Annotated in this window: 23 protein-coding genes, 2 pseudogenes and 1 other annotated feature; of the genes and pseudogenes, 6 read left to right on the top strand and 19 right to left on the bottom strand. The window is 61.9% G+C overall.

Going from position 1 to position 26926, the window contains the following annotated elements:
• Window positions 1-8: 8 nt before the first annotated feature.
• Window positions 9-247 (top strand): annotated as a pseudogene (gene ureC, locus IC608_RS10610) (urease subunit alpha); the annotation flags it as partial.
• Window positions 248-1208: 961 nt separating this feature from the next.
• On the opposite strand, the gene IC608_RS10605 reads toward ureC, so the two are convergent.
• A complete protein-coding gene (locus IC608_RS10605; RefSeq protein WP_191775144.1) occupies window positions 1209-1985 on the bottom strand; it encodes a class I SAM-dependent methyltransferase in 777 nt (258 codons plus the stop codon).
• Window positions 1986-2748: 763 nt separating this feature from the next.
• Window positions 2749-4422, bottom strand: a complete 1674-nt coding sequence (ilvD, locus tag IC608_RS10600) for a dihydroxy-acid dehydratase (protein ID WP_191775142.1) — start codon at window positions 4420-4422, stop codon at window positions 2749-2751.
• Window positions 4423-4591: 169 nt separating this feature from the next.
• Here ilvD and IC608_RS10595 point away from each other — a divergent pair.
• Window positions 4592-4941, top strand: a pseudogene (locus IC608_RS10595) (transposase); the annotation flags it as partial.
• Window positions 4873-4968: a sequence feature (AL1L pseudoknot), on the top strand. Its footprint overlaps the pseudogene before it by 69 nt.
• A gap of 9 nt (window positions 4969-4977) precedes the next feature.
• On the opposite strand, the gene IC608_RS10590 reads toward IC608_RS10595, so the two are convergent.
• From IC608_RS10590 to IC608_RS18590, 4 genes are all read right to left on the bottom strand, one after another.
• The gene (locus IC608_RS10590) at window positions 4978-6216 is read right to left on the bottom strand and encodes an MFS transporter (RefSeq protein ID WP_210316292.1); all 1239 of its coding nucleotides are present in this window, start codon (window positions 6214-6216) and stop codon (window positions 4978-4980) included.
• Between the two features lie 214 nt (window positions 6217-6430).
• On the bottom strand, window positions 6431-7294 hold the full coding sequence (locus tag IC608_RS10585; protein ID WP_191775141.1) for a universal stress protein: 864 nt from the start codon (window positions 7292-7294) through the stop codon (window positions 6431-6433).
• Between the two features lie 50 nt (window positions 7295-7344).
• A complete protein-coding gene (locus IC608_RS18460) occupies window positions 7345-8094 on the bottom strand; it encodes a YjiS-like domain-containing protein (RefSeq protein ID WP_191775140.1) in 750 nt (249 codons plus the stop codon).
• Window positions 8095-8191: 97 nt separating this feature from the next.
• Window positions 8192-8467, bottom strand: a complete 276-nt coding sequence (locus tag IC608_RS18590) for a DUF982 domain-containing protein (protein WP_191775139.1) — start codon at window positions 8465-8467, stop codon at window positions 8192-8194.
• A gap of 178 nt (window positions 8468-8645) precedes the next feature.
• Here IC608_RS18590 and IC608_RS10570 point away from each other — a divergent pair, with 178 nt between their 5' ends.
• Entirely contained in the window at window positions 8646-8966 is a 321-nt protein-coding gene (locus IC608_RS10570; protein WP_191775138.1) for an XRE family transcriptional regulator, read from the top strand.
• A 634-nt stretch (window positions 8967-9600) separates the two neighbouring features.
• On the opposite strand, the gene rnk is transcribed toward IC608_RS10570, so the two are convergent.
• Window positions 9601-9999 (bottom strand): nucleoside diphosphate kinase regulator, encoded by a 399-nt coding sequence (rnk, locus tag IC608_RS10565; protein ID WP_191775137.1) that lies wholly within the window; start codon window positions 9997-9999, stop codon window positions 9601-9603.
• Window positions 10000-10477: 478 nt separating this feature from the next.
• Here rnk and IC608_RS18585 point away from each other — a divergent pair, with 478 nt between their 5' ends.
• A complete protein-coding gene (locus IC608_RS18585; protein ID WP_191775477.1) occupies window positions 10478-10567 on the top strand; it encodes a L,D-transpeptidase family protein in 90 nt (29 codons plus the stop codon).
• 662 nt (window positions 10568-11229) lie between these two features.
• Here IC608_RS18585 and IC608_RS10555 read toward each other — a convergent pair.
• Both IC608_RS10555 and IC608_RS10550 read right to left on the bottom strand, forming a co-directional pair.
• A complete protein-coding gene (locus IC608_RS10555; protein WP_191775136.1) occupies window positions 11230-13776 on the bottom strand; it encodes an ABC transporter permease in 2547 nt (848 codons plus the stop codon).
• Window positions 13776-14474 carry an ABC transporter ATP-binding protein gene (locus IC608_RS10550; RefSeq protein WP_191775135.1) on the bottom strand — a complete coding sequence of 233 codons (699 nt, stop codon included), beginning with the start codon at window positions 14472-14474 and terminating at the stop codon, window positions 13776-13778. The genes IC608_RS10555 and IC608_RS10550 overlap by 1 nt, the downstream gene beginning before the upstream one ends.
• Window positions 14475-14518: 44 nt before the next feature.
• Here IC608_RS10550 and IC608_RS10545 point away from each other — a divergent pair, with 44 nt between their 5' ends.
• Window positions 14519-15163: an arylesterase gene (locus tag IC608_RS10545; RefSeq protein WP_248306285.1), complete on the top strand. Its 645-nt coding sequence runs from the start codon at window positions 14519-14521 to the stop codon at window positions 15161-15163.
• A gap of 138 nt (window positions 15164-15301) precedes the next feature.
• Here the strand turns inward: IC608_RS10545 and nadE are convergent, their stop codons facing one another.
• The 10 genes from nadE to murQ form a co-directional block, all read right to left on the bottom strand.
• On the bottom strand, window positions 15302-16129 hold the full coding sequence (gene nadE / locus IC608_RS10540) for an ammonia-dependent NAD(+) synthetase (RefSeq protein ID WP_428055157.1): 828 nt from the start codon (window positions 16127-16129) through the stop codon (window positions 15302-15304).
• Window positions 16130-16332: 203 nt separating this feature from the next.
• A complete protein-coding gene (locus IC608_RS10535) occupies window positions 16333-17205 on the bottom strand; it encodes a sugar phosphate isomerase/epimerase family protein (protein ID WP_191775133.1) in 873 nt (290 codons plus the stop codon).
• Between the two features lie 354 nt (window positions 17206-17559).
• The gene (locus IC608_RS10530; protein WP_191775131.1) at window positions 17560-18471 is read right to left on the bottom strand and encodes an ABC transporter ATP-binding protein; all 912 of its coding nucleotides are present in this window, start codon (window positions 18469-18471) and stop codon (window positions 17560-17562) included.
• The gene (locus IC608_RS10525) at window positions 18468-19286 is read right to left on the bottom strand and encodes an ABC transporter ATP-binding protein (protein ID WP_191775129.1); all 819 of its coding nucleotides are present in this window, start codon (window positions 19284-19286) and stop codon (window positions 18468-18470) included. The genes IC608_RS10530 and IC608_RS10525 overlap by 4 nt, the downstream gene beginning before the upstream one ends.
• The gene (locus tag IC608_RS10520) at window positions 19283-20170 is read right to left on the bottom strand and encodes an ABC transporter permease (RefSeq protein WP_191775127.1); all 888 of its coding nucleotides are present in this window, start codon (window positions 20168-20170) and stop codon (window positions 19283-19285) included. Before IC608_RS10520 ends, IC608_RS10525 begins: the two co-directional genes overlap by 4 nt.
• A 3-nt stretch (window positions 20171-20173) precedes the next feature.
• On the bottom strand, window positions 20174-21151 hold the full coding sequence (locus IC608_RS10515) for an ABC transporter permease (protein ID WP_191775125.1): 978 nt from the start codon (window positions 21149-21151) through the stop codon (window positions 20174-20176).
• Window positions 21152-21457: 306 nt separating this feature from the next.
• On the bottom strand, window positions 21458-23068 hold the full coding sequence (locus IC608_RS10510) for an ABC transporter substrate-binding protein (protein ID WP_191775473.1): 1611 nt from the start codon (window positions 23066-23068) through the stop codon (window positions 21458-21460).
• A 77-nt stretch (window positions 23069-23145) separates the two neighbouring features.
• Entirely contained in the window at window positions 23146-24174 is a 1029-nt protein-coding gene (locus tag IC608_RS10505) for a glycoside hydrolase family 3 N-terminal domain-containing protein (RefSeq protein WP_191775123.1), read from the bottom strand.
• Between the two features lies 1 nt (window position 24175).
• Complete coding sequence (locus IC608_RS10500; protein ID WP_191775121.1) at window positions 24176-24667, bottom strand: GNAT family N-acetyltransferase; 492 nt, start codon at window positions 24665-24667, stop codon at window positions 24176-24178.
• A 3-nt stretch (window positions 24668-24670) separates the two neighbouring features.
• Window positions 24671-25606, bottom strand: coding sequence for an N-acetylmuramic acid 6-phosphate etherase (gene murQ, locus IC608_RS10495; RefSeq protein WP_191775120.1), 936 nt, complete (start codon window positions 25604-25606; stop codon window positions 24671-24673).
• Between the two features lie 325 nt (window positions 25607-25931).
• On the opposite strand from murQ, the gene IC608_RS10490 reads away from it, so the two are divergent.
• Complete coding sequence (locus IC608_RS10490) at window positions 25932-26534, top strand: uracil-DNA glycosylase family protein (RefSeq protein WP_345890879.1); 603 nt, start codon at window positions 25932-25934, stop codon at window positions 26532-26534.
• The last annotated feature ends 392 nt before the right edge of the window (window positions 26535-26926 follow it).

Genomic DNA, 26926 nt, shown 5'->3' with positions numbered 1-26926 from the left:
GACACGCCATGCCAACTCGCATTTCACGCGCGACCTATGCCGACATTTACGGTCCTACTACGGGCGATCGCGTCCGCCTCGCCGATACCGAACTCTTTATCGAGGTGGAAAAGGACTTCACCTCTATGGCGAGGAGGTCAAGTTCGGCGGCGGCAAGGTTATCCGCGACGACATAGGCCAGTCTCAACGCACTCGAGCCGAGGGCGCCGTAGACACGGTCATCGCCAATGCGCTGGTAGTCGATTATCCGGCCCCGTCGCGCTACGCCAAGGCCCCGGCTCACTCGTCCGGCCCGACTTTCCCGACCACTACCACCGCTATGTCCGCCGCCGTGGTCGTCCGCGCCGGAAGAGCTGCCACTCACGTTGTCGCTTCCGCCATTGCGCCTCGCTACCGGCGCTCTCTGGTCTTCCAAGGCCGTTACCCTGTCGCAGCGTTCCGTCGCCTTGAGGGTCTCGTCGCTCCCCAACACCTCCTCCAGCTTGACCATTCGTGCCCCAGTTTTTGTTGGCCTCGGCCTGACCGGCGCCACTGCCTGCGGACGTTCAACCGACGGTGCCGTTTCTGACGGCGGCTAGCGCTTGGCCGTTTTGAGCCTGCCGCTCAGCACAACCTCGCTCGCCAGCCCAGGAACGATCTCGCCCTTGATCATAAAGATCAGTTTTGCGAACCAGGCCCGGAAACATCGAGGGGGCGGCTTCCGCTTGCATCTGCCGTTTGCCCCGGCTTCCCATCTACCACTATATCGTGGTTACGATCCTGTACCTGTACCTGTACCTGTACCTGTACCTGTACCTGTACCTGTACCACGCCCCGAACTGGACGCCCGGCAGGTGTCATGATCGGTCCAAAAACGAGATCCAGCCCTATGGCACCGTGATGTCGCGCTCCAAATGGTAGCGGGACATCACCGGTCGCACGTCTGGAGGGGGATGCCGCCCGATCTCCCTTCCGCTTCGCAAATCGACTACTTTGGACAATTCAGCTGTACTTCGGAGAGGCTGTGCTCCGGTCCGATACCGGCCGCTGTTCTGGCACGTCCAACGACTGAGCGTCAGAAGCTTACTTCAAACCTGAAGACAGGGGGTGCACCACTGTATCCTTCGCGTTTGGTGGCACGCGTCATGAAAACTCTCAAAAGTGCCTTCTGAAATGGTTTCCTGCGGTCGACGCCACCGGCTCCAGGTTTAATAGTTGCTGTTCAGCAATCAGGCCGCCACTCGTCCCCGGACAGCGTTGGCACGGCCTAGGACTACCAACTCGCCCGAAGCGCGAGAGCCTCGGACAGACTCGCGAACGTGATCGACTTGCTGAGCGCTAAGCTTGGCAAGGACCTGACCAATGCCTGGCGCTGAAACGGCCATCGCCCAATAGTCATCGAAAGTTGGGAAGACGCGTTGGGCTACGATTTCGCGGGTTTCGACGTCAATCAGTCCCGCGTCGGTCCAAAGACGCTGCAGGGCGTCGAGCCTCGCAACTTCGGAGTGCGGGGGCAATATGGGCTCTGTGCCCACGCTGCGCATGGCAAGATGAACATCCTCATACGGAAAGCCGCCTCCCTCCATATCCCAAGCATATGCGGCAACCGTGCCCCCGGGCCGAACAACACGCCGCAGTTCCGCGACCCCTTTGGCCGGATCTGGGACGAAGAAAATAACAAGCGCCATAATTGCCGCGTCGAAGGTGGCAGCCCCAAAAGGGAGCTGTGTCGCTGAAGCTAAGGTGAAGTTAGCCACACCATAGCGGTGGCGGCGTCTAGCGAACTCCAGCTGCGCCGGTGACGGATCAATCGCTTCGACTGAAGTCGGCTTGGTCCACTCAACAATCAACTCGGTGGATGCGCCGTTTCCGCACCCGATGTCCGCCCACTCAGAACCGTCTGGGACAGCTAGCCAATCAAGGAAATCTGCTCCGATCAGGGCGCTCCAGACCCCCATCATGGCCTCGTAGCCTTCGCCGTCGTCAAACCTCATCACCTCAGTCATGAGCTACTCCTGAGATCAGCAGCATACGCGCCTCAGCACGCCGGTGCTTTGGCGGATCGCTTTACATTTTGCTGGCGCGCCCTTGGCCCTGACGCCCGGACGGATTGTGCCGCCCGGGGAGTTGGCCAGATGCGAAGGATACCGTCGCGCCCATTGGAATTACTGGAACTTGTCCGCCTTCGGGTCTGACTTGCCCGGGTTGGCCAAGCTGTGAATTTCAGAGGCGTACCCGGGTCGATCGCTGTCCTTGGCCTGCCCCCTGACATACTCACCCCGAGAGGTGCCGCCTGGATAGCAATCCGTCTGGTTGCAGGCTTTGACTTGCTGTCCCCAATTGCTCTGTTGCGCCTGACTGGCGCCCACTCCGGTTGCCAACATAAAGGGCCGCGAAAATCATCACAGATTTCATCTTGACCTCCTCGCACGTCCAGCTTCCAAGAATTTGAAGGCCCAAGGGGGGGGACGTTATGGACTTGCGCCGCCAACGTCGACATGCCCGAATGGGTTAGACCAGACGGTCGCATGGCCGCGCGCGCAAGCCACAAGGCCTTCGGCGGCTAAGCGGCGGTCGGCGAACTGACTGCCATTAGGGAACCCAAAGTGCATCGGCAATGACCGGAATGGGCGCGTCGCCGACTAGCTGCAACCGACCTCATTTCCGTCATCATAGGCTCGAACAACAGTTTCCAAAAGCTGCCGGGATTCCGGCTGTCTTGGTGACAACAAGGAAGTCGTCGACGGTCGCTACGACGACCTCGGTGATTTACCCGGTGAGCGCACCTTCATTGGCAGGACGTGCGAGGATCGAGAATTTCGCCAGGACGCCGCGCGTGTATCGGGGGGCGGGCTGGCGCCAGGCCGATCTGCGGCGTGCCAGCTCGGCTTCGTCGACTTCGAGCTGCAGGAGCTGCCGATGGGCATCGATGGTGATGATGTCCCCTTCAAGGACAAGCGCGATCGTTCCCCCTTCGTAAGCTTCAGGGGCAACATGACCGACGACCATGCCCCAGGTGCCTCCCGAGAAGCGTCCATCGGTGACGAGGCCGACGCTGTCGCCGAGACCACGGCCGATAATGGCGGAGGTCGGAGCAAGCATCTCGGGCATGCCCGGTCCACCTTTGGGACCCAGATACCGCAGAACGAGCACATCTCCGGACCTGATCTTGTCGCCAAGGATCGCTTCCATTGCTGAATCTTCATCCTCGAAGACGCGCGCCGGGCCGGAGATAACGGGACTTTTGAGGCCCGTGATCTTGGCGACAGCGCCATTTTCGGCAAGGTTGCCTTTCAGGATGGCTAGGTGCCCCTCGGCGTAAAGCGCTTCGGCGATCGGATGAATCACATCCTGATCGGACCGGGGTTCATCAGGAACCTTCCCCAATTCCTCTCCTATGGTGCGTCCAGTCACCGTCATGCAGTCTCCATGGAGGAGGCCTGCGTTGAGCAGGATCTTGAGAACCTGGGGCACGCCGCCGGCCTTATGCAGGTCAACGGCCATGTACTTGCCGGACGGCTTGAGGTCGCAGATGACAGGGACCTTGCGCCGTACCCGCTCGAAATCATCCAGGGTCCACTCGACATCGGCAGCGCTGGCGATCGCGAGATAATGCAGCACGGCGTTGGTGGAGCCACCCGTCGCCATGATCACCGTCACGGCATTTTCGATGGACTGGCGGGTGATGATATCTTTGGGCTTGATGCCCTTCTTGACTGCCTCGACCAACACCCTTCCAGACTCTGCAGCGCTATCCACCTTTTCCTGATCGGGATTGGCCATGTTGGCGGAGTAGAGCAGGGACATGCCGAGCGCTTCAAACGAGGAACTCATGGTGTTGGCCGTGTACATCCCGCCGCACGAGCCGGTCGTGGGGCAGGCATTGCGTTCGATGCCCTGGAAATCTTCCTCGCTGATCTTTCCGGCCATGTATGACCCTACGGCTTCGAACGCGGACACGATGGAGAGGTCCTGTCCTTTCCATCTGCCGGGTTTGATGGTGCCGCCATAGACGTAGATGGCAGGGACATTAGCGCGCACTATGCCGATCATGCCGCCAGGCATATTCTTGTCACAGCCGCCCAGAACCAGAACGCCATCCATCCACTGTCCCTGGACGGAAGTTTCCACGCAATCGGCGATAACCTCGCGCGAGACCAGCGAATACTTCATGCCTTCAGTGCCCATCGACATGCCATCCGATATGGTCGGCGTGCCGAAGATCTGGGGGTTCGCGCCGGCTTCCCGGATTGCTGCGACCGCTGCATCGGCTAGCGGCTGTAGACCTGCATTGCATGGCGTGATGGTGGAATGCCCATTGGCAATGCCGATCATCGGCTTGTCGAAGTTTGCCTTCTCGTAGCCTAGGGCATAATACATCGCGCGGTTGGGTGAGCGGGCGATGCCTTGGGTGATGTGTTTCGACCTGTCGTTGTGGGGCACGTGCCGTTTCCTCTAATGAGCTATTTCTCGCAGAGGATATTGCCTGGTTCAGGCCGTGTGAAACACTGAAATCACTCGACCTCTACGTCGTAGAGAATATGACTTGGATTTGCGCCTGAACCGCGCAGGGACTGTCGGAGGCTTTAACTCCCAAGTAGGATAGAGCCTGATGAGTAAGACAACGAACAAGTTTTCCCCCGAGGTGCGGACCCGGGCGGTGCGGATGGTGCTGGAGCATGGCGTGGAGTATCCATCGCGCTGGGCGGCGGTGGTTTCGGTTTCCCAGAAGATCGGCTGTTCGGCCCACACCCTGAACGATTGGGTGAAGAAGGCCGAGGTCGATGGTGGCCGGCGTGCTGGCGTGCCCAGCGAGGTGGCTGAGAAGCTCAAGGCTTTGGAGCGAGAGAACCGGGAACTGCGGCAGGCCAACGAGATCCTGCGCAAAGCCTCCGCATATTTTGCCCAGGCGGAGCTCGACCGCCCACTGAAGCGATGATCGCCTTTATCGACGAACATCGTGGGCATTGTTGAGCGCTTGAGGCACAACAGCGGGCGTTAAGCGCGGCGTCTGACCGGCAGGGGCTGCAAGGCAAACAGTAAAGCCCCGGCGATGCTTAGAAGTCCGAGGAAGACGATAACGCCTCCGGTTCCGCCAAGTGCCACCACAGGTGCAGAGATTGCCTGGATAATCGCTGCCCCAGCAAAGAAGGCGAGGTTTACCGCGGCCAGCGCCTTTCCGGTATCTGCAGGTGCGACCGACTGACGCCCCAATGTGAAGAGCAGCGGTTGCACCGAAACGGCAACTCCAAACACGATCAGCAGCGTCAGGTCGTAAAGCGCCGAGAACCCTGCTATGACACCGAGCGGCAGCAAAAGCAGCATCACGCCCGCCACTACGTGTCCCGCAACCAGCAGCAGGTTTGTGCTGCCGGCGCGTCGAGCCAGGATCCCGACAAGCATTGGCATGACGATCAGCATGAGCGTGAGGGCCAGCATCACATTTCCCGCATCAAGCCGGTTCAATCCGCGCTCTTCCATTAGCCATGGTCCGGCCCAGACACCTCGAATGCCGATCACCACAGCGAATGACACGAACGCCAGGCTCACCACGCCCCGCAGACTCTGCGAGCGCCCGATGCGAAGGACTTGGACGAACTCAGACCCGATCGATTCCATTGTTGTTGATGCCGACCGCTGCTCTCGCAGCCGGATGGCGGCTGCAACCGCCACGAGGCCGGCCATGACGAGTGGCACGACGAAGGCAGTACGCCAGCTGAACGTCTCGATAAGCCAAGCCGTCGGGCTGGCCGACAGCAGCATTCCGCTGTTGCCCACCGCAAGAATAAAGGCTGACCATAGCGGAAAGCTGGCTCCATCCTGCGAGCGTGCGGCATAGGTCAGTGGACAGAGCAGCATGCCAGAGCATCCGAGGCCAAGTACTGCCTGACCGATAAGGAACATTAGCGTGCTGTGCGCCACGGCGGTGATCGCTGCACCGCAGCCGATGGTGGCAATCAGCACTAGAAACACTGACCGCACACTGAAGCGATCAAGCGCGACGCCGACCGGGATTTGTCCTGCGGCAAAGGCGAGATGATAAATTCCGGTCATCGCAGCGACTTCACCCGCCGACACCGCCAGGCTCTGGGCGATCACATCGGTCGATACGGCGGGCATGGTGCGCACCAAGTTCGAGATGGTGTGCCCCAAGGCCAGGATGGAGAGTGTGCCGGCCCCGGTGAGCAGCGCCGTCCTGCTTCGTGTCACAGCGTAGTTTTTATCGGTGACGCTCACAACTGCACTCCATCATTGGCGAAGCGTTGGTGGGATCTCAGGATACGGACATCACCGGCGCTTCCGTAGCATTTGCGTCGCCTTCCGGAATCTCGCTCCAATAGGCCTCATGCTCTTGGCACGGCCTGTTCTACGGCGCTTGTTGCGGACAAGGACCTGGTTTTCCCTTGATTTTGCGGTGTGCAGGTCTTTTCTGATGCGGCAGCAGGCGATTTTATCGTGGTCGGACCACCAACACGTCCGAAACCACCCGCTCGACTATTCGAGGCCCATAGCCGCCAACCAGATAGTGAAAAAGCCGCCCACGTGGGTAGGCTCCGATCACTGTTAAATCGACCCTGTTGTCAGCGGCGTATCGACCGAGCATTTCCGCCGGGTCCCCATGTTCTACGTAAGTGGCGACCTTGGCCTTCACAGAGTCCGCCAGAGCCGCTCTATCGATGAAGTTGCGGATAGTTTCCTTCTCCAGAGCGCCAAATTCATGCCCCAGTGGACTGTCGGACATGAGCGATCGATACGGGACGTCGAACGAGTGCAGAAGAGCCAGCGAGGCAGCGGGGAACAGGCTGGCGGCGCTTTCCAATGCTACCAAGGCCTCTTCAGTAAAGTCGGTGCCGACGACTATCTTGCGGTAATCGTGCCTGGGTCGATTCTTAATGACGAGGGTCGACGTTGGCGCGGATCTGAATAGCGCATCGAGCGTGGCCCCGCCGCCAATCATCCCACGGCGACTTTCCCCGACGATTATCAGATCAAACTGTTCTTTCCTTGCCAGATCCACGATGGCAGCACCAGGCTCACCATCGAGAATGCGAATCTTCGCCGTTGGAAACGTCGCAAGATCCGCTCGAATATCGCTTTCGATATTCACCTTGCGATCTGATGATCGTCGCCACGACGGGCGTTCGTCATAGTCAGGCCAGGACAACTCGGAGGCTAGTACATGAATCACCGTCAGCTCGGCGCTCCAGGTATTGGCGAGCATGATGGCTCGAGCGAGTGCCCGATCGCTCTGCGCGCTCAGATCCGATGCAACAAGGATGCTTGAGGGAGGCGTCAAAACAGCTTCGTCAGACACTTTCTTTCTCCTGTGTTACCTTCATTGCCCTAGTCGCCTTTGGGCAGACTTTAAGCGAGTTGGCTCCGGCGGTCATGCACGAGCCGCTCCAGTTCTTTTTCCCTTGCAGCCTTGGGTCCTACTTGAGCCGTCGGCTCAGGAGCCAAGCTCTCCTCCCTGATCCCTCCGATGCCATGGCGATGTTCGGCCGGGGTTGGAGTAACCCCTGCGACGATCTTGGCGATGTGCGGAATTTCACCTCGGGTAATGCCTATATCGCGGAGTGCGGCATCGTTGAGCCGCGTGAGAGCTGTTTCCGTACGTCCGACCTGGAGTCGCGCCAATGCCGCTGCCGCGTGTCGTTTGATCGTGGATAGAACGGGAGACAACCGCTTGCTGGTTGCGTGCCGCAATGAATAGTCCGCATGGGATGCATGCTTAGGTGTCGGGTAAACACCGATGACTTCAATAGTTTCGACTTCCTCTCCGGCAGGAAAAGAAATGCTCTGGCCTACGCGCATTCCCAGGAGGGCCAGTCCTCTTTCTTGCTGTAAAGAAATTGAAGACCCCCTTGTTGGCGAGGGAGTGCCCCAGCTTAGAGCATGTTCAGCCTCATGCTTCCCATCGATGACATACCGCACCTTGGATTTACTGGTCACCAAATCCCCACGATTAGCCGCCGGGTGAAGGATCACCGCCGTTTCGAGTTTTCGACGCAGGAGATGTGCGAGCGGTGTGCGGCTACCTGAAAGTGTGCACATCAGCCGCTCGAGCATCCCGTGGTCGTCGGAGGTAAGAGTAGTTGGATGATTTATCTGCACGACGATACTCCGTTCCAATGTCACAGCGCCGACAGGTTTCGTTGGCCCGTAGTTCTGCATGCCCCGAGGCGGGCAGAGGCATCTGCCCAGGCCCACGTCATTGTGCATGCTGAGAATGGCCGCTTCGCCTGTAGAGGAGTCCGGCGCCTTCGGCGGCAGCAACCAGATATCCCCGCGCCGCTTCCGCCGAGGCCAGATTCTCTACGGCGCTTTGGCAAACGGCGTAGGCACGTCGATACTCTCGGGTCCGGGCGCCGCGCCAGAACCTCTCGAGGTAGTCCAAAGCGTCAGCTGCGTTGTTTACGCGGAAGGTCCGCGTGGATTTCACGTTCGATTTGAGTGTTACTGGAGAAGCAAAATTTCTCAATCCCATGCCCCTATCTCCTATTTTTCTTTCTATCAAAAGAAATGGCCACGGAAGAATAATATTCAAGTATATGCGACAAATTGACATCTGTTTAAAAGAAGGGGCGCCTATTCTTCACATGCCTTGTTATTTGATTTGTGATCGGTATATACGTTTTATCAGTGAGATTTGAATGGAGAATTCGATGATCGGAGTCAAAATTACTGGTCGACTGATTGCGGCTGCACGCGCTTTGGTCGGCGTGCCTCAAGACGACTTCGCTGCTGTCGCCGGTCTGACCCCCGTAGAGATGCAACATCTGGAAGCCAGCGGGAGTGCCAGGGTAACGAACGTCGATCAGCTCGTGGCCATTGCCAGGGCTCTCGACTACTACGGCGTCGTCGTCATCGAAGAGGGCGAGGGTATGGGCGCAGGCGTACGCCTGAAGTTTTCCCGCACAGATGTCCTACAGATCACTCGTCTTGAATCGGAGGGTGGCGCAATCGGGGCCGACGACTCTCCGTGAGGCGGACCAAGCGGCATCAAGCTGCGCTCGGTCCCGGATCGTCGTCGTCGCCATGGAACTGACGTACAGTGGCGAGGACAGGCGATGGTTCTCGGCTTGATACAAGAGCAAGCTTTGGTCGAGAGGCAGAAGAAGCGTGCCGAACGCTGAGAATTCGCAGCAACTCTGTCGAGCCATCTGAACAAAGTGCCGCCACCGCTTGGCCCAGACGTGCGCCGATCAGTGCAGCGCCATGACGCGACGTGAGCAGGAGAGTTGAACCGTCTATCGTCTCGTCTGGTCCTGATACGATAGTCCGGTCTTGGGGAAGACTGGAGCCGACGCGGTAGCGAACACGGCTCCTGAGCATAACGACATCGGCCGGAAGATCGGCAAGCGGCACGATTGATGCGCGGGAGAGCTTCTCCGATATGAAGGCTCTGCCTCCTGGGAATGGCTCGGCTGGGCCATGAACTGCATGTTCAAGCAAAGTGTAGTCGTGAATGGTCAGCACGACAGGAAGTTGAGGCTGCATGAGAAGTCTCCGGGACGAGAACGGTATGACTTGATCCCCTGACCCGGAGGCTAACCTCAGTGGATCAGGGGCAAGGTCCTTCCTTGGACGCGCCGGAGAACTGGGTGCACTTGCTGCATTTTAAGCTTCTGCTCTTGCGCCGGTCGTTTGGATCACCGACAGCACTGTCAGGACGTTTTTGCGGCCATCGCGCGCTTCCCAGGTGATGGACTGCCCAGTTCTGAGCCCGATCAGTGCTGCCCCGATCGGCGTAAGGACGGAGACTTTGCCTTCGGAAATGTCGGCATCAGCGGGGCATACCAACGTGACGGTCTTCCGATTGTCATCGTCCGTGCGATACTGCACTCGCGACCCCATGCGAACGATGTCCGGGTTCAGCTGGGTGTCGGGAACCACTCGAGCACGCTCCATTTCATCAAGCAGGCTCTCTGCTGCAGCCGAAGAACCTGCAGCAGCCATGGCCAGAAGCTGGCGGTGTTCGGATTGTGCGAGGACGATCTGCGGACGCAGGTTGCGCATGGGTTTCTCCGCGCTAGGGCGACTGAGCGGTCCAATAGAACCGATAGGGTGACTGAAATGAAAAGCATTACCCTCCCTAAACCGCGCCGATCCGGGCGGTCTAGGGCAGATATCCCTCGACCGGAATAGTCCGGCGCGAAAACGCGGCGAAAATGGATAGGGTGGGGCTCATGGCCGTAAGGTAAATCGCAATAAACTAAAGTCAAGCAGGCAAGGCGAAGCCGGCTCGGCCGTTCGGCCACCACCTGTTGTGCAAGCAAGCTAACCCGCGCATCGACGCAAACCGGAGGTACGGCTATGGCGCTTGCAGCCCCACGGATAGACCATCTGCGCCAAGACCGGCGCCACCATGGCACCATGGGTTCCTATCGCTCGCCGGCATCCTCATTGCTTTGTCGCCACCCCCATGCCCGCGTCGGAGGATTGGATCACCCGGTGAGGACGTGCGTGATCCTCGAAAGGCGATCGATCTGGAGGGATCTCGAGCGGATGCGTGCGCCTTCTGCCTCACGATGTCATCCACCTCTATGACAACGTCCGCAGCGGATCGCCTCTGCTCGTCGTCTGATTTCCCGCAACATCCGCTACGGGCGCTTGTTCGCCCGGCCATCCACGAAAAGCTGTTGCGGCCGGCTGGGCCGCCGGAACGTCATGACCATCGAAGGTGGGGCAGGATCGGCGTCTGGCTTCGATCAACGGCCTGTTTGATGCACGCGAACCACTTCTTGTATCGCTCAGGAAGCGAGTGACCCGTTCATCTTCTCACCAGTTCATGAGGGTTGGTGCCTGTGTCCGGGTGATCTCAGGATTACCGGGGGCCGGTTCATCTTCGCCAAGCTCAGTTGCAAAAAAGGAAGGGCTGTCACGTCAGCCAGGGGAGACACTTGACCGTTAGCCTTTCTGCGGCAATGCGGCCTGTCAACCAGGTCGGGTGGGGTCGCACGACCGGTGGGGCCGAGGAGCGGGGAGGGGCGTTGACAATAGCCGCCAAGGGGTAGGGAGGAAGGCGCGGGCTGGATCGACGGTTGGGAACCCTGGGCCCGGGGCCGCCGATCGCGGCGGATGCGGCGCGTCGTTGATGATGGGCGCCGCCTGTCCATGACAGGCTCGATCGGGCCGTTCGGCTTCGGGAGAGGTCCGGCCGGCGAGGGAAATGATCGATAACGGATGAGATAATACCGCTCGCAGTCGTCGACCCCTCCCGACCCATGGTTGCCCTGCTGCCTCGCTTCAGCCATCCTCTCGGAGCCGCTCTGCAGGTCGTGCAGACATGGCAGACCAAGTCGTGGCGGCCGCTGTCGCCATTGTGACGATGACTATGGCTCCGGCGAGCGAGACGATTTGCAGTGCTTGTACGGCAAAGGGGATGTCGAGCAGGAAGGAGCTCGCGGCCCAGGAGCCAGCAAGGGCAATCGCGGCTGACAGGAGTGCCGCGATGACTCCGAGGAGCGCATACTCCACCAGGAATGCTCTGAGCACGAAGCCACGCCGCGCTCCCATTACTTTCATCACAACGGCATCGGCCTCGCGCTGGTGACGGCCAACGCTAAGGGCACCGGCCAGTACCAACACCCCCGAGATGACGGCGGTAGCGCTGACAGCGGCAATTGCGTCGACCAACCCGTCAAATACGGACTGCACGCGGGCCAGGGCCTCTCCCACGGGGACGAAGGTCAAATTCGGAAGGGCAGCGATCAGGCCAGCTTCAACGCTCGCTGCCGCCCCCGGCGAGGTCGTGATGGTGCCGAAATAGGATTGCGGCGCACTCTCGACCACGCCAGGGGAGACAATGATCCGGAAGTTGAAGGTGGGGCTGCGCCAGTCGATGGTGCGAAAGCTTGCGACGGTCATCGTCAGCGGCCGCCCGGCGATGGTGAGGGTGATGGTGTCGCCCAATGCGAGCTGCAGCCCGTCCCGCATGTCCGTGCTGAGAGAGACCAGTGGGTCTCCGGAATAATCGGCCGGCCACCATTTGCCCTCCTCGAGCACGGTGCCGGGCGGGACCTCTGAAGACCAGGTGAGAGCCGTATCGCCGCGGAACAGGTCTGCAAGACCGCGCGGCACGTCCTCGCTCGAGGGCGCCGGCGCTCCGTTTATCTCCGTGATGACGCCACGCAACATGGGATTTGTTGTCAGCGTCGTGACCTGCCGCGACCCGGCAACGAGGGCCTCCAGAGCGCCTGTCGTGTCGCGGTCCATGTCCAGCACCACGAAGTCGGGAGCCCCGTCGCTGACTTGAGTGGCTATCTGGTCATTGATGTTCGACTGGGTGGTAACGATGAGCAGAAGCAGCGACAACCCCATGCCCATCGACACGAGAACGGTGGTGGTTGGTGCGCTGGGGCGGATAATGGCCGACACCGCCAACCGCAGGAGGCGCAGCCTTGGGACTGGCGCGTTCGACAGACCGTACAGCAGCAGGCCGGCTGAGAGGCGCAACAGGGCAAGGGCCACCAGCGTCGCCGCGAAATAGATCGCCACCAGTCGAGCATCATTGGCGATGAGGAGAGTCAGGCCGAACAGTGCCGCGAGCCCCAAAAGGAGCGGTCCTATGGCGGAAGGGGCGGCCAGTCTGCGCCAGGCCAGCCGCTCCATCGCGCTGCTCGATCCCGCGCGGAAGAGTTGCGCCGGGCGAATGGATCGCGCCTGCAACAGCGGGATCCAGGAGAAGGTCAGCGCGGTGACCAGGCCGATCGCGGCGGCGGCCAGCATGGCTTGGAAGTCCAGTGTCGGCGGCAGGTCGATGCCGATCAGGCTCGAGAGCAAAGGCAGCAGCACCAGGCTCGCCGCGGCCACCAGGGCCAGTCCGATCGCAATCGCAACCAGGGAGAGAAGAGCGATCTGCACAAGAAAGTGGAACAGTATGCGGCTGCCCTTGGCGCCAAGGGACCGCATGGTCGCAATCGCCCCCTGACGCTCGCCGATATAGGCGGCTACGGCATTGGCCGCGCCGAGGCCACCCACGACCATGGATGAAAGGGAGACCAGCAGCAGGAAATTCCCGAAAACCCCGATGAACCGCGAGATCGTCGCCGTCGCCTCTCGAGGCGAGCGAACCTGCCAGTCCTCATTCGGGAAAGCGTTCTCCAATGCCCCGCGCGCAGCCTCGAAATTGCCGTCCGGCAGCAAGACCTTGTACCGGAACTGGCTGAGCACCCCCTCCTCGCGCAGGCCCGCCGGTGCCAGGGCAGCGCTGGAGATGAGGGCGGGGGCGCCGAGCTGAAAGCCCGCCGTCGCCTGATCGGGCAGCGCCTCGATGATTCCGCGCAACTCGACATCGAGAGTGCCGACACGGACAGTCGCGCCCACGTCCGCATCCAGCCGCAGCGCCGCCTGGTGGGAGAGGAGCAAGCCGAAGCGACCGTTCTGGTTGGCCAGAAGGTCGGAAATGTTCCCGCGCGGCGAGCCTGCCGCAAGGCCGACCTGCCCCACCAGCGGATAGGCGCTGGTGACGGCGCGAAGCGACAGGAACGCTGTCTTGCCATTGGCTGCGGCTTGGGCGTTGAGGTTCACCTCGCGGCTGACAGGTCCCAACCTGTCGAGCGCAGTGACCACTTCCTCGCCTATGTCGCTGCGCAGGGAGCGTAGTTCGAGGTCGCCTCCCAGGAGGAGGCGGGCATCCCCTTCGATGGCAGCTTCTACGCTGCTGCGAACCGCACTGACGGTGCCGATGGCGGCCACACCCAAGGCGAGACACGCGACAAGAATGACGAACCGGCGCGCACCGCCGCGCAGGTCAATCAGTGCGACGCGCAACCAGCCCCCGAGGCGTCTCATCAACCGCCCGCTTCCACTTCGCGCAATTCACCACGATCCAATTGCATGCGGCGATCGGCGCGCATGGCGAGGCCATTGTCGTGCGTAATCAGCAGCACCGCCATGGTGTTGCGGCGGGCAAGACCGAATAAAAGGTCAATGGCAGATGCTGCGGTCTGTTGGTCCAGGTTGCCTGTCGGTTCGTCGGCCAGAAGAAGCCTGGGGCGGGTCACGATCGCCCGGGCCAGGCCTACCCGTTGTTGTTCGCCACCCGAAAGGGCGCTGGGAAGGTGAGTCTCCCGCTCGGACAGTCCCACCTCGGCGAGCGCCGACCGTGCGCGTGCCCTGATCTCGGCTAAAGGAAGGTCGTCGAAAGCGATTTCGAGCGCAAGCGCGACGTTTTCAAGTGCAGTCATGGACGGGATGAGGTGGAAGTTCTGGAACAGGATTCCGATATTCTGCCGGCGCACATCGGCAAGTTGGTCTTCGTTGAGCCCGCCAAGGTTCTTTCCGCCGACGGACACCAACCCATCACTGGCTTTTTCGAGGCCACCGAGCACCATGAGCAGGCTGGTCTTGCCGCTGCCCGATGGCCCCACCACCGAAATCACCTCGCCTGGCTTTATCGCAAACGTGATGGACTTGAGGATATGAAGCCCGCTGCCACCGGACATAAGGTGCAGGTTCATGTGCTGTGTGCGGGCGATGGTGTCGATCATAGGGATGGCGGGGAAGTGTCGAAACGATTGAGGGGCAGGATCCGTTGAAGACAAGATGGTGGCAGCGCGCGGTCTGCGCAATGGTGTTGCTCTGCACGGCCTCGGCATTGACCCAGCCAGCGCTGGCCAATGCCCCCAGAATTCTTCTCTACGGCGATTCACTGCTGGCGGGACTGGGCCTTCCCGCCGACCAGAGCTTTATGGGTCAGTTGCAGGCTGCGATGAACGCACGGGGTGTGGATGCCGATCTGGTCAACGCCAGTGTTTCGGGTGACACCACGGCGGGCGGCTTGGCTCGGCTCGACTGGACTTTGGCCGACAGGCCGGATGCCGTTATCCTCGGGCTCGGCGCCAACGATATGCTGCAGGGGCGTCCACCGGCCAAAGCCCGCGCAAACCTCGAGGCGATCATGGCTCGGCTCGATGAGCTCGATGTGCCGGTTTTGCTCTTGGGCATGAAGGCCAATCGCGGTCTCGGTGGCGATTATGTGGAGCAATTCGATGCCATCTATCCCGAGTTGGCGCAGGAGCATGGAGCCTTGCTTTACCCGTTTTTCCTGGAAGGCGTGGCGCTGAACCCCGAGTTGAACCAGCCCGACGGCCTCCATCCAAACGCCGACGGTGTTGCCGTGATCGTCGCCGGTTTGATGCCAGCTGTGAAGGAATTGGTCCAGCAGGTGGAGCCCTGAGTCTTCAGGGCAATCCCCGCGAAGCGTCGTAGGAACTGAGCGCGCCCGCCGCCGGGCGAAGTGTTGGAAGCCTAAGAAGATTCTCAAGCACCAAGTGACGGCAGTACGGTCCCGAACCGGACCGGCAACAAGACCAGGTCAACTGCCGGCTACGGGCAGCTCTCGCTTGTGCGCCGATTTACCGTAGGCCTGCATGATCCGATCGCGCCCCACGGCGCTGACCTGCTTGCCCTCAAGAAAGTCATCGATCTCGTCGTAGGTGACGCCATAGGCGTCCTCGTCGGGCCGGAGCGGCGCGTTGTCTTCAAGGTCGGCTGTCGGCACCTTGCTGACCAGCGCACCGGGAACTCCCAGGTGGTTGGCGATGGCCCTGACCCGGCGCTTGTTGAGGCCGGCAAGGGGGAGGATATCTGCGGCGCCGTCGCCGAACTTGGTGAAGAATCCCATCACTGCTTCCGCTGCGTGGTCGGTGCCGATGACCAGCCCCTTCAATCCACCAGCCAGGGCGAATTGTGCAATCATGCGCTGCCGCGCCTTGACGTTGCCCAGGAGAAAATCTTCCTGCGCCGTATCTGTTGGCACAAAGCCGGCGGCCTTGATCTGTTGCCACATGGCGTCGGCTGCAGGTTTGATGTCGACCGTGAAGACTCGGTCGGGGCCGATCGCCGTCAGGGCGGCCTGTGCGTCATGTTCATCGGCCTGAACACCGTACGGCAGGCGGACGGCCACGAACTGCGTATCCCGCCCTTCCTCGCGCAGCTCGCGCACGGCCTGTTGAGCGAGCATGGCGGCAGTTGTCGAGTCGATGCCGCCGCTGATGCCGAGGACGTATGTCTTCATGCCAGAGTTTGAGAGATAGCCCTTAAGGAAGTCCACGCGGCGCTTCGTTTCCTGCCGGGCGTCGAACTTCGGTGCCACACCAAGGGCGGCGATGATGTCCTGCTGTGTGGTCATAAGGTCCTCCAGTGCCTGCAGTTAATGCCACGACCCTGGAAGCGTTGCCAGTTGGGCGCGCTTCCTGGGAGCGGTTCGAACGCAACCCGGTTAAGTCAGCAACAAATTGCGGATGGCGGGTGGTTGGCTGCGGAGCTCCGACCGTGGGGGTCTGAGCGCAGACAAAGGTGCGGGGATGTTCTTCCGCACGGATGGACCGCCATTTTTTCGGACGTTCACTCGATCCCGAGTTCATGGATGACCGAGCGAATATGCGCGAGCCCCCTGCGATAGCCAGGGACATCGAAGTGCTCGAGCATGAGCGGGACGTCCCGTCCGAGACGGTGGATTTCGCTGACATAGGCGCCATAGTCAAGGTTTCCCTGGCCGGGCGGCACCTCGTCGATGTGGAACGAAACCGTCCCCGGCCCGCCTTGCATGACAATGTCCTTGGCGTGGCAGGAGACGACCCATGGCCCCAAGAGTTCGAAAGCCTCCCGGATCATGCGGCCGGTGTTGAAATAAAGACGCGGCGTGATGACCATGTTGACGGCGTCTATATGGGCACCGAACGCGGGCCGGTCGATCGCCTTGAGGAGCTTGAGATAATTTTGCGCGGTGTCGGTCACCAGCCACGGCACCATTTCAAGAGAGAACTTCGCCCGCTTCGGCTTGACGGCATCGATTATGTAGCGCGCGGTCTCGACCGCTCTATCAAATCCGGCATCGGTCTGATTGTCCGGGTGAGGACCATAGTCGTAATTGTCGCTGAGTTTCCATGCGTCACCAGCATGGCCTGCAGTGCCATGAAAGGCTACGCAGGACCTTGCCCCTAGTTCATCGGCCAGCGCCAGTTGATGGACCGCATAGTCCAGATTGTCCTTACGCGTTGCCTCGTCATGCGCGATCAGATTGCGCCACGCGCCACCTTCGGCGATCACGACGTCGGCGGCCGCCATTGCCCGAACCAGCGCATCTATCTCGTCGCGACTTTCAATGTTGATGTTGGGCACATAGGCAGCGTTATAACCGAAAGCGACATGAGCGTTGGCATAGGCATCAGGATCGCCAGTGTAGTCGATGCCGTAGCCTCCAATCCGGAACGCCATTTTCTGCCTCCATCCCTTGGCTCAGCCGATACTATCTCCGTATCCATCTGGGTCATACTCCAGCGCCACGCCACGCGCCGCAAGACCGCGGTTCGGGCGGCGGTCCAAAGCGACCGACCAACTCTCGCCAGCAGGCGGCTCGAGGGTGGCAGACTGGCTTCCGCCTCTCTTGACCGGAAACGGTCCAACTTGGCCGGAGCCAGCCCGCTGGCGGCGGCCGGACGCTGCAAATCGCTGGCCTGCAGTCTTGCGCCAATAGGTTGAAAGAACGCTGCTCCTCTGCTGTTCCGCCCAAAGCCTTCCTAACAGGATGGAAGGAATTGAAGTGGAGTGGTGGGCGCAGCGTAATGCCAGCTAGTCCGGCATCGGGCGGATGAAATGGTTGTCGCCGACCTGCTGCACGTCCGGCTGAGGCAGGGCGGCCTGGCGGCGGATGTGGTCGATGCGGCTCAACTCGATGTCGAAGCGCGTATCGTCGAAGCGCCGGTCGGGGTCGGGGACGGCGGATAGGAGGAGGCGCGTGTAGGGGTGCTGCGGATCGTCAAGCACGCTGTCCATGGCGCCCCATTCCACGATCTGCCCGGCATACATCACCATAATGTCCTCGGCCACGTAGCGGGCCGTGGCGATGTCGTGGGTGATGTAGAGGAGCGCGACGCCGAGCTCCTTCTTCATCTCGTTGAGAAGATTGAGAATGCCCAGCCGCACCGAGACGTCGAGCATGGAGGTGGGCTCGTCGGCCACGATGACCTGCGGATTGACCGCCAGGGCCCGGGCAATGGAGATGCGCTGGCGCTGGCCGCCGGACAGCTCGTGTGGGAATTTGGCGACGACTTGTTCGGGATCGAGGCGGACGAGGCGGAGCAGTTCCTCGATCTTTGCCTTCCGCTGGGCGCTGTCGAGATCGCGCTGATGGAGGCGCAGCGGGCGCTCGAGGTGGTGGCGTATGGAGCGGGCGGGATTGAGCGAGGAGAACGGGTCCTGGAACACCATCTGCACCGAGGTGCGGTAGGCGCGAAGGCCCTTAGCATCGGCCTTACCCATGGGCTGGCCGCGGAACAGGAGGCGTCCCTCGTCGGGGTGGTATTCACGCATGATGAGGCGGGCGGCGGTGGTCTTGCCCGACCCGGATTCGCCCACCAGCGCCAGGGTGCGCCCGGCATGGAGGCCGAAGGAGATTGAGCGGGCCGCGACGACCTGTTTATCGCCGTGGCCGAACACCTTGGTGACGTTATCGAGCGCGAGAATGGGGGCGGCGTCGATCATGGCGTTGCCTCCGCCGCGATCTGCGCGCCATGCAGGCGCGGCATCGAGGCCCAGAGCTTTCGCGTATAGGGGTGCTGCGGATGGCGGTAGATTTCCTCGGCCGCATTTGCCTCGACCAGTTCGCCCTCGAGCATGATGCCGATGCGATCGCTGACCTGGACCATCAATCCCAGATCGTGGGTGATGAAGAGGACCGAAAAGCCGAGCTCCTTGCGCAGCACGTTGATGCGCTGGAGGATTTCGCGCTGCACCACCACGTCGAGCGCGGTGGTGGGCTCGTCCATGATGAGGAGCTTGGGATTGAGCGCAAGGCAGATGGCGATGACGATGCGCTGCCGCATGCCGCCCGAGCACTGGTGCGGATAGGCGGTGAGTCGGTCGGGTGAGATGTCGACGAGTTTGAGGAGTTCGGCGGCGCGCTCGCGCGACTGCTTGCGATTGAGCCCGGCATGGGTCTTGAGCACGTCGTAGAACTGGCTCTCAATGGTCAGCACCGGGTTGAGCGAATTCATGGCGCTCTGGAACACCATGGCGACTTCGCGCCAGCGGAAATCGCGCAGTTCCTCGTCGCCGAGATCGAGGACGTTGCGCCCCGCGACGAGGATCTGGCTGCCGGAGCGGATCAGGGCCGGCGCGCGGTGGAGGCGGCTGATGGCAAAGGCGATTGTGCTCTTGCCGCAACCGGACTCGCCGGCAAGGCCGAAGAATTCGCCGGGCGCGACGTCGAAGCTGACGTCCTTGACGGCGGTGAAGTCTTTTTCCGCGCCGACATAATCGATGGTGAGATTGCGGACCGAGAGCACGGGCTGGGTCATACCTTGCCCTCCCCCAGACGCACCATGCGTGTCCACCGGCCGAGCATGCCCCCAGTGCGCAGGCGCGGATTGGCGATTTCGTCGATGGCGAAGTTGATGAGCGCAAGGCCAAGGCCGAGTACGGCCAGGGCTACGCAAGGGGCGAGGAGATCCCACCAGGCACCCACCGAAAGAGCCGAGGAGTTCTGGGCGTTGTAGAGCATGATGCCCCAGGAGACGGTGTTGGGATCGCCAAGGCCCAAAAATTCCAGCGTTGCCTCGGTGATGACGGCGAAGATGACGCTGCCTATGAAGTTGATGCCGACGATGGAAATGAGATTGGGGAAAATCTCGAAGGCCATGATGCGCCAGCCCGGTTCGCCCAGCATTTCGGCGGATTTGACGAAATCGCGCTGGCGGATGGACATGGTTTCGGACCGGGTGACGCGCACGCCCCAGGCCCAGGAGGTGAAGCCCAGAATGACCGCGATCACAAGGGGACTGGCCTGCCCGATAAAGGCCGCAAGCACGAGGAGCAGCGGCAGGTTGGGCACCACCAGCACCATATTGGTGAAGAAGTTGATGACCTCGTCGACGACGCCGCCCTTGTAGCCGGCAATGATGCCGAGAATGGTGCCGATGACGGTGATGAGGAGGCCCGCGCCGAAGCCCACCGCGAGCGAGACGCGTGCGCCGTAGACGAGCCGCGAAAAGACGTCGTGGCCAAGCCGCGTCGTGCCCATCCAGTACTCCCACGAGGGCGCCTGGTGCGGGCGCCCGACGCGCTTGACGGGGCTGTATTCGGTCAGGAGGGGCGCGAAGACGGCGATGAGGATGACCAGCACCAGGATGGCGAGGCCAAAGAGGGCCTTCTTGTTGTTCAGCAGTTGCTTGGAGAGCGACATGGATTAGGCCTTCTTCAAGCGGGGATCGAGCAGGACATAGCTGAGGTCGACGCCGAAATTGGCGACCAGCATAGCCCCGGTCATGATGAGGAGCTGCCCCTGGATGACGGGGTAATCGCGCGCCAGGATCGCCTGGTAGAGTGTGTTGCCGAGGCCGGGATAGTTGAACACCACTTCGGTGACGAGCGAGCCGCCGAGCACGGTGCCGAGCGCGATGGCAAAGCTTGAGACGGTGGGGAGGAGCGCGTTGCGAGCGGCGTACCACAGCATGACGCGGCTGTCCGACAGGCCCTTGGCGCGCCCCATGACGATATAGTCCTCGCCCAGGAGGTTGATCATGTTGTTGCGCATGGTGACGGCAAAGCCGCCGGTCAGGACGATTACCAGCGTCAGCATGGGCAGGGTGCCATGGTAGATGACGCCCGAGATGTAGGGCCAGGAAAAGCTCGGATCGAGCATCGGGTCAGCGGCATAGCCATTGGGGAACCAGCCCAGCTGGTAGCCGAAGACGAAGAGCACCAGAAGGGAGACGACGACGGCGGGCACCGAGCTCGAAAAGATGGCCGAGAGCGAGACGATGGAATCGAATTTGGTGCCGCGGCGCCAGGCGGCCATGACGCCCATGAACGTGCCGAGGGCGAAGCTGACGAGCGTGGCGATGCCGACAAGGCCGACGGTCCAGATCAGGGCGCGGCCCAGGAGATCGGTGACGGGTAGGGGGAAATACTTGATCGAGCGCCCGAGATCGCCGGTAAAGACGCTCTGGAGATAGGTGAGGTACTGCTGGCCCAAGGGCGCGTCGACGAAGCCGAAGGTGAGCTTGAGCGCATTGAGATTTTCAAGGCTGAGCTCGGATCCGGCGCTGGCGAACATCATCTCGATAGGGTCGCCGGGCATGAGGCGCGGCAGGAAGAAATTGATGGTAGCGGCAGCGAGGAAGGCCGCGAGGTAGAAGGCGAGGCGCCGCAGCAGAAAAGCCATCTGTGTTGTTTCCTTTCCGTGCGGGCGGGTATTCGCACCCCTGTGCGGTGGGTGCGAGATCGCGTGAATGGCCCAGAAATCCGGGCTCTCGTCCCCCCACCCTTGATCCCTCCTCGCGAGGGGGAGGGAGACGATGGAGCCGAGGCGTTTGGGCAGGGGCATCCCCCCCTTGAGGGGGAGGGACAGAGGGTGGCGTGCGGGTGACAGCCTTTCCGCTTGAGATACGGAGCTGAACCCCTCAGCCGGCGCTGTCGCGCCGACCTCTCCCCCTCAGGGAAGAGGTGAGGTCGGATCAACGTCGGCCGGTTACTCCGCGACCGGGTCGAGGTCGAGCAGTTGCAGGAGGCGGGCCGGGTTGGCGTTGGAGACGACGGGGGAATATTTCGGGTTTTCCGCGTCGGCCCAACCGGTGAAGCGCTTGGTGCTGTACTCGTAGAAGGACGGGCTGTTGTAGACCGGGATGATCGGCATGGCCTCGGCCACGATCATCTGGACCTTGTCCATGATGGCCTTCTGCTCGGCGGGGTCCTTGACCTGGGTGTACTGGTTGAGCAGGTCCACCACTTCCTGGTTTTCCCAATGCGGCGCGGTGAAGCGGCTCTTGCCGAAATCGTCCGGATTGAAGGAGCGGATATAGGGGAAGTAGGGATTGGCCGCGGACGCCAGGGCGTTGAGGGTCATCGAGTACTTGCCCTCGATCAGGTCCTGCGTCCAGACGGTGGCTTCGGGAGTACTCATCTTCACGTTGAGTCCCGCCTCGGTCATGCTCTCCATGGCGATCTGAACCGCATCGATCCAGTCGGTCCAGCCATTGGGGACCTCGATGTCGATGGCGATGGGGGTGCCATCGGGATTGTCGCGGAAGCCGTCGCCATCGGCGTCGACATAGCCGGCTTCATCGAGCAGGGCCTGGCCCGCTTCCAGATCGAACTTGCCATACTTGCCGAACTCGGTCTCGACTTCGGGATTGGCAAAGCTCTTGTAGAGTTCGCCGAGGCTTGCCGGGTCTTCGTTGACCAGCGGATAGCCGTAGCCGGCGATGTCAACGATGGTCTGGCGATCGATGAGCATCGAGAGGGCACGACGGAAGTCGACGTCGGTGAAGGCCTTGCGGTTGTTCTCGTCCGGCGTCACCTGGCTGAGCTGGAACGATACGAGGCTCGAGGGGGTGAACCAGTATTTGTTGTGCTCGGGATCCTTGGCGACGAAGGTGTTGTCGATGTCGGGGACGAAGCTCGTGGCCCAGTCGAGCGTGCCATCTGCCAGCGCGGCGAGCACCTGCGGGTTGTCGGCCAGCTGCGGCAGGCGCATGCAGTCGACCTTGAGATTGTCCGCGTCCCAATAGTTGGGGTTGCGGCACTGCTCGTAGACCTGCGGCGTAAAGCGGGTGATCTCGGTGAGCGGACCGGAGCCGACCGGCGTTTCGTTAGCGAAGGTCACCGGGTCTTCGATCTCGGCCCAGATGTGTTCGGGCACGATCGGCATGGCGACGATGGTGTTGGCGATCAGCGAATTGGGCTCGTTGAGCGTGAACTTGACGGTGCGGTCATCGACCTTTTCTACCGAGGCGAGCTCTGCCGAAACCGAGATGAAGTCGAGCGCCGGGAATTTCTTGATGTAGTCGTACGTGAAGACGACGTCGTCGGCGGTCAGCGGCTCGCCGTCGGACCACTTGAGGCCATCGCGCAGGGTGAAGGTGATGGACTTGAGATCGTCGGCCAGTTCGTAGCTCTCGGCCAGGCGATAGGTGGGCTCGTTGCCCTTGAGGCGATTGAAGACGACCAGCGGCTCGTAGATGAAATCGAGCGTGGTGAAGCGCGCCGTGGTTTGTCCGAAGGGGTTGAAATTGCGCACCCAGGTGGTGCCCTGCTCGGAACTGACGGTGAGGACGTTCTGTGCCGCGGCAGGCGCCGCCATGGCCAGAACTGCGGCCGATACGGCCAGGATCAGTGTGCTCTTCACTTGCGGGTTTCTCCTTTTGCTGCCGGCGCCGCTCAGGCGATGCCGGTCTCCCTGAAAATGTCTTCGACTTCGGCATGCGCGGCCATGACGTCGACGCGCATGTTGCCGCGGCGGGCCTCGGCACGGGCAAGGCGCTCGAGCGAAGCGGCGGTGAGGGGCCGCGCCGCCCTGGCGGCCGCTTCGCTCGCCTTGAGATCGCCCTGGCTGTGGAGCGCGATATCGTAACCGGCATCGAGCGCAGCCGTCACCCGCTCGGCCCAGGTGCCCGAAAGGGCTTCCATGGTGAGGCAATCAGTGATGAGGACGCCGTCATAGCCGAGGCGATTGCGGATCAGATCACACACAAGCGGCGAGACCGAGGCGGGCAGATCCTTGTCGATCTGCGTGAAGACGAGATGGGCCACCATGGCCCAGGGCGCCTCGTCCCTGAGGGCCACGAAGGGCTTGAAATCGGTGTCCCACATGTCTTCGACCGAAGCGTCGACCACGGGCAGGTCGAAGTGCGGGTCGACGGCGACGCGGCCATAGCCGGGGATGTGCTTGATGATGGGCATTTCGCCCACTTCGAGCATGCCCTCGACCACTTCGCGGCCGAGCGTGATGACGAGATCCGGATCATCGCCGAACGCGCGCTGGCCGATAACGTCGTGCGTGTTGCCGCGCGCCAGGTCGACCACCGGCGTCGCGCCGCTGTCTATGCCAAGCTCGGCCATCAGGCTGCCCATGGCGCGGGTGGATAGGCGCAAGGCGCGTTTGCCCAGCTCCAGGTCCTTGCGGGCGAGGGCGCCGAACGCTCCGAGGCTGCGGAAAGAGGGCCAGTTGCCGTTGTTGAGCCGCTGCACGCGGCCCCCCTCCTGATCGATATAGACCGGCGCGTCCGGACGGCCAACAGCCTCGCGGAACTGCGCGCAGAGGCGTTTGACCTGCTCGGTGGTGTCGAGATTGCGCGCGAAAAGGAAGAGGCCAAGCGGGTTGGTCTCGTGGAAAAAGGCGATCTCGTCGGCCGACAGCGAATGCCCGGGCATGCCGACGAACAGCGCGAGGGGAGTGGATGCAGGCATGTCAGCTCTCGCCTTCGGACTTGGGGGCGACGCGCAGGAGACCCTGGTAGATGTCTTCCTTGTCGGACGGGATGGGCTGGGCGCCCACGGCGTTGGCGTAGAAATCCACCGGTCCTGCCGAGCCGATGATGGCGTAGGCGTAGCCATGCGCCTTCATGGCGATCAGCGCGTGGTAGAAAAGGGCAAGCCCGATCCGCTTGCCGCGCTGATCTTCGCTGACGCCCGTAGGCCCGAAAAAGCCGCGGGCCGTGGCGTCCCAGCAGGCAAAGCCGACGAGCTGCTTGTCGAGGGTCGCGATGAGGCATCCGGGGGGCTGGTGTGCCATGGCGGCGCTGACTTCGCTGACCCAGTATTGGGAGAAGTGGGTGCGCACCCAATCCTTGATGATGTGCTGCTCGGGTGGCAGCGCAACGCGGATGGTGGCCGGGACATCGCGCACGCGGGCGCCCAGGTCATCGAGCTTGCGGCTATAGAGGTTGACGAGAAGGTCCATGGATCAGCTGGCGAGCGTTGGGCGGGCCTCCGCCGCGGCGCGGCGGAGGAAGCCGTCGGCGCGGCCGAGCGCGGCTTCGGCGCTTTTCCGGTCCAGCCCGGTCAGGGCCATCAACAGCGCCAGCTTCACGTTGTTGCGGCTTTCTGACAGGTAGCGCTCGGCATCGTCCATGGAACAGCCTGTGACCTCCACGAGGATACGGGTCGCCCTCGCCGCCAGCTTTTCGTTGCTGACCGACAGGTCGACCATGAGATTTTCGTAGCTCTTGCCCATGCGGATCATGCTGGCGGTGGTCAGCATGTTAAGGATGAGCTTTTGCGCGGTACCGGATTTGAGGCGGGTGGAGCCGGTCAGCACTTCGGGGCCGACCACCGGGGAGATGGCGATGTCGGCCATGGCCGCGATGGCCGAGCCGGGATTGCACGAGAGCGCGACCGTCGTGGCGCCGACGCTGCGGGCATAGTCGAGGCCGCCGATGACATAGGGCGTACGGCCGCTGACGGCGATGCCGACAACCACGTCGCGGGCTTCCAGATTGACCCGCTCCAGGTCCTTGCGGCCTTCGCTCCTGTCGTCTTCGGCGCCTTCGATGGGATGGCGCAGGGCACGATCGCCGCCGGCGATCAGGCCCACCACCATGCCTTCGGGCACGCCGAAGGTGGGCGGGCACTCGGAGGCGTCGAGGACCCCGAGGCGTCCACTTGTGCCGGCGCCCATGTAGATGAGCCGCCCACCGGCCTTGAAAGCCTCGACTGTCTTGTCGACCGCTTCGGCGATCTGCGGCAGGACCTGTTCCACGGCCTCGGGCACGCGCCGGTCTTCCGTGTTCATCGCCATGAGGATCTGCTGGGTCGACATGAGGTCGATCTGTAGCGTGTCGGGATTGCGGGCTTCCGAAACGAGGCCCTCGAGTTCCGCAATCAGGGCACTTTTCGCCATCGTCCATTCCCTTGTTCGCCGCGGAGGATGCTAGAAGCGATTATTCCAAGTGTCAACGAAGAGGGGAATAATGTATTCCGTCACGTGAGCCGCGGGTAACCTCGGTGGCCTCGGCCCCCGCTTATCCGGGCGCTGGTTGAAGTTGCGGTCTGCCGGCTTGGTCGTTTACCTATCGAGTTGCGGCTCACAGACACGTGAAAATTCCGCTGTCACGGAGCAGGTAAAGGGTGAGTCTGCGGAAGGTCCGCTCCTGGCGTCTGCCCAGAGGCAGGCTCGCCGCTGGGACGACTGTCCTTCAAGGCAGCAGGAGAAAGGCGGGGGCGCGGTGATCGAAGATCGGTTGGAAACGGTCCTTGCTGCCGCCCGGCAGTGCACCCTTTGCCAGGCGCATCTTCCCCTGGGTCCGCGGCCTATTGTGCAGGCATCGCCATCGGCCTCGCTGCTGATTATAGGGCAGGCTCCCGGTTCGAAGGTGCATCGCACCGGGGTCCCCTGGAACGACAACAGTGGTGAGCGGCTCCGGAACTGGCTCGCCATCGACGCCGACCGGTTCTATGACCCGGCCCAGGTCGCCATCGTTCCGGTCGGCCTGTGCTATCCTGGCGTGGCGGCTTCCGGCGGGGACAATCCGCCTCGGCCGGAGTGCGCGCCGCTCTGGCATCCGCGCATCCTGCCGCTTCTGGGCAAGGTGCGGCTGACCATTCTGGTTGGTGCTCATGCGCAAAAGCGTGTCCTTGGCCGACGCTGGGCGGGGTCGCTGTCGGCGACCGTTGCGAATTACCGTCATTATCTGCCGGATTACCTGCCGCTCCCGCATCCAAGCTGGCGCTCGGTCGTCTGGGAACGAAACAACCCACAGTTCTCACAAGAGATACTGCCCGTCGTCCGGCGGCTGGTTCGAGACGCCTTGCAGCTTGGCGAGTCCTGACGCGAGATTCTGTTTCGAAGGTCAGGGAGCAATCGCCTGTCGGTTCGCATAGCGGCATGCCGGGTCTACTTCGATGCCGGAGCTAAACATCCCAGATCGCGCATGGGGAGCGTGACCGTTCCCTCAGGTTCCCGTTCCCTCGGAGGGTCCTCGGGTGCATTAGGACTTTAGGGACTACAATTGACGAGAGGCCCAAAGAGAAGTCCTTGAAGAGCCATGATGCGACATCGAGCCGCCACTGGCGCGGTTACGCCATGCGGGATCGCCAGTCCGGCCCGTGCAATTGCGAATTCCGGCAGGAGGTTGCCTGGACATCGGGGTGAGGACCAAAATGCGTATGGTGATCCGCCCGGCGGCCAGGACCATACCTGTGATCTGATCCGAGCTCTGGA

The organism is Devosia oryzisoli, from assembly GCF_014837245.1.
Lineage (GTDB): Bacteria > Pseudomonadota > Alphaproteobacteria > Rhizobiales > Devosiaceae > Devosia > Devosia oryzisoli.
Note: the sequence above shows the minus strand (reverse complement) of the source record. Positions and strands in the feature narration are given on the sequence as shown.

Excerpts from the sequence above, each read along its gene's own strand:
- IC608_RS10605 (WP_191775144.1), bottom strand. The coding sequence starts at position 1,985 with ATGACTGAGGTGATGAGGTTTGACGACGGCGAAGGCTACGAGGCCATG.
- IC608_RS18590 (WP_191775139.1), bottom strand. The coding sequence starts at position 8,467 with ATGGGATTGAGAAATTTTGCTTCTCCAGTAACACTCAAATCGAACGTG.
- IC608_RS10570 (WP_191775138.1), top strand. The coding sequence starts at position 8,646 with ATGATCGGAGTCAAAATTACTGGTCGACTGATTGCGGCTGCACGCGCT.
- rnk (WP_191775137.1), bottom strand. The coding sequence starts at position 9,999 with ATGCGCAACCTGCGTCCGCAGATCGTCCTCGCACAATCCGAACACCGC.
- IC608_RS10555 (WP_191775136.1), bottom strand. The coding sequence starts at position 13,776 with ATGAGACGCCTCGGGGGCTGGTTGCGCGTCGCACTGATTGACCTGCGC.
- IC608_RS10550 (WP_191775135.1), bottom strand. The coding sequence starts at position 14,474 with ATGATCGACACCATCGCCCGCACACAGCACATGAACCTGCACCTTATG.
- IC608_RS10535 (WP_191775133.1), bottom strand. The coding sequence starts at position 17,205 with ATGGCGTTCCGGATTGGAGGCTACGGCATCGACTACACTGGCGATCCT.
- IC608_RS10530 (WP_191775131.1), bottom strand. The coding sequence starts at position 18,471 with ATGATCGACGCCGCCCCCATTCTCGCGCTCGATAACGTCACCAAGGTG.
- IC608_RS10525 (WP_191775129.1), bottom strand. The coding sequence starts at position 19,286 with ATGACCCAGCCCGTGCTCTCGGTCCGCAATCTCACCATCGATTATGTC.
- IC608_RS10520 (WP_191775127.1), bottom strand. The coding sequence starts at position 20,170 with ATGTCGCTCTCCAAGCAACTGCTGAACAACAAGAAGGCCCTCTTTGGC.
- IC608_RS10515 (WP_191775125.1), bottom strand. The coding sequence starts at position 21,151 with ATGGCTTTTCTGCTGCGGCGCCTCGCCTTCTACCTCGCGGCCTTCCTC.
- IC608_RS10510 (WP_191775473.1), bottom strand. The coding sequence starts at position 23,068 with ATGGCGGCGCCTGCCGCGGCACAGAACGTCCTCACCGTCAGTTCCGAG.
- IC608_RS10505 (WP_191775123.1), bottom strand. The coding sequence starts at position 24,174 with ATGCCTGCATCCACTCCCCTCGCGCTGTTCGTCGGCATGCCCGGGCAT.
- IC608_RS10500 (WP_191775121.1), bottom strand. The coding sequence starts at position 24,667 with ATGGACCTTCTCGTCAACCTCTATAGCCGCAAGCTCGATGACCTGGGC.
- murQ (WP_191775120.1), bottom strand. The coding sequence starts at position 25,606 with ATGGCGAAAAGTGCCCTGATTGCGGAACTCGAGGGCCTCGTTTCGGAA.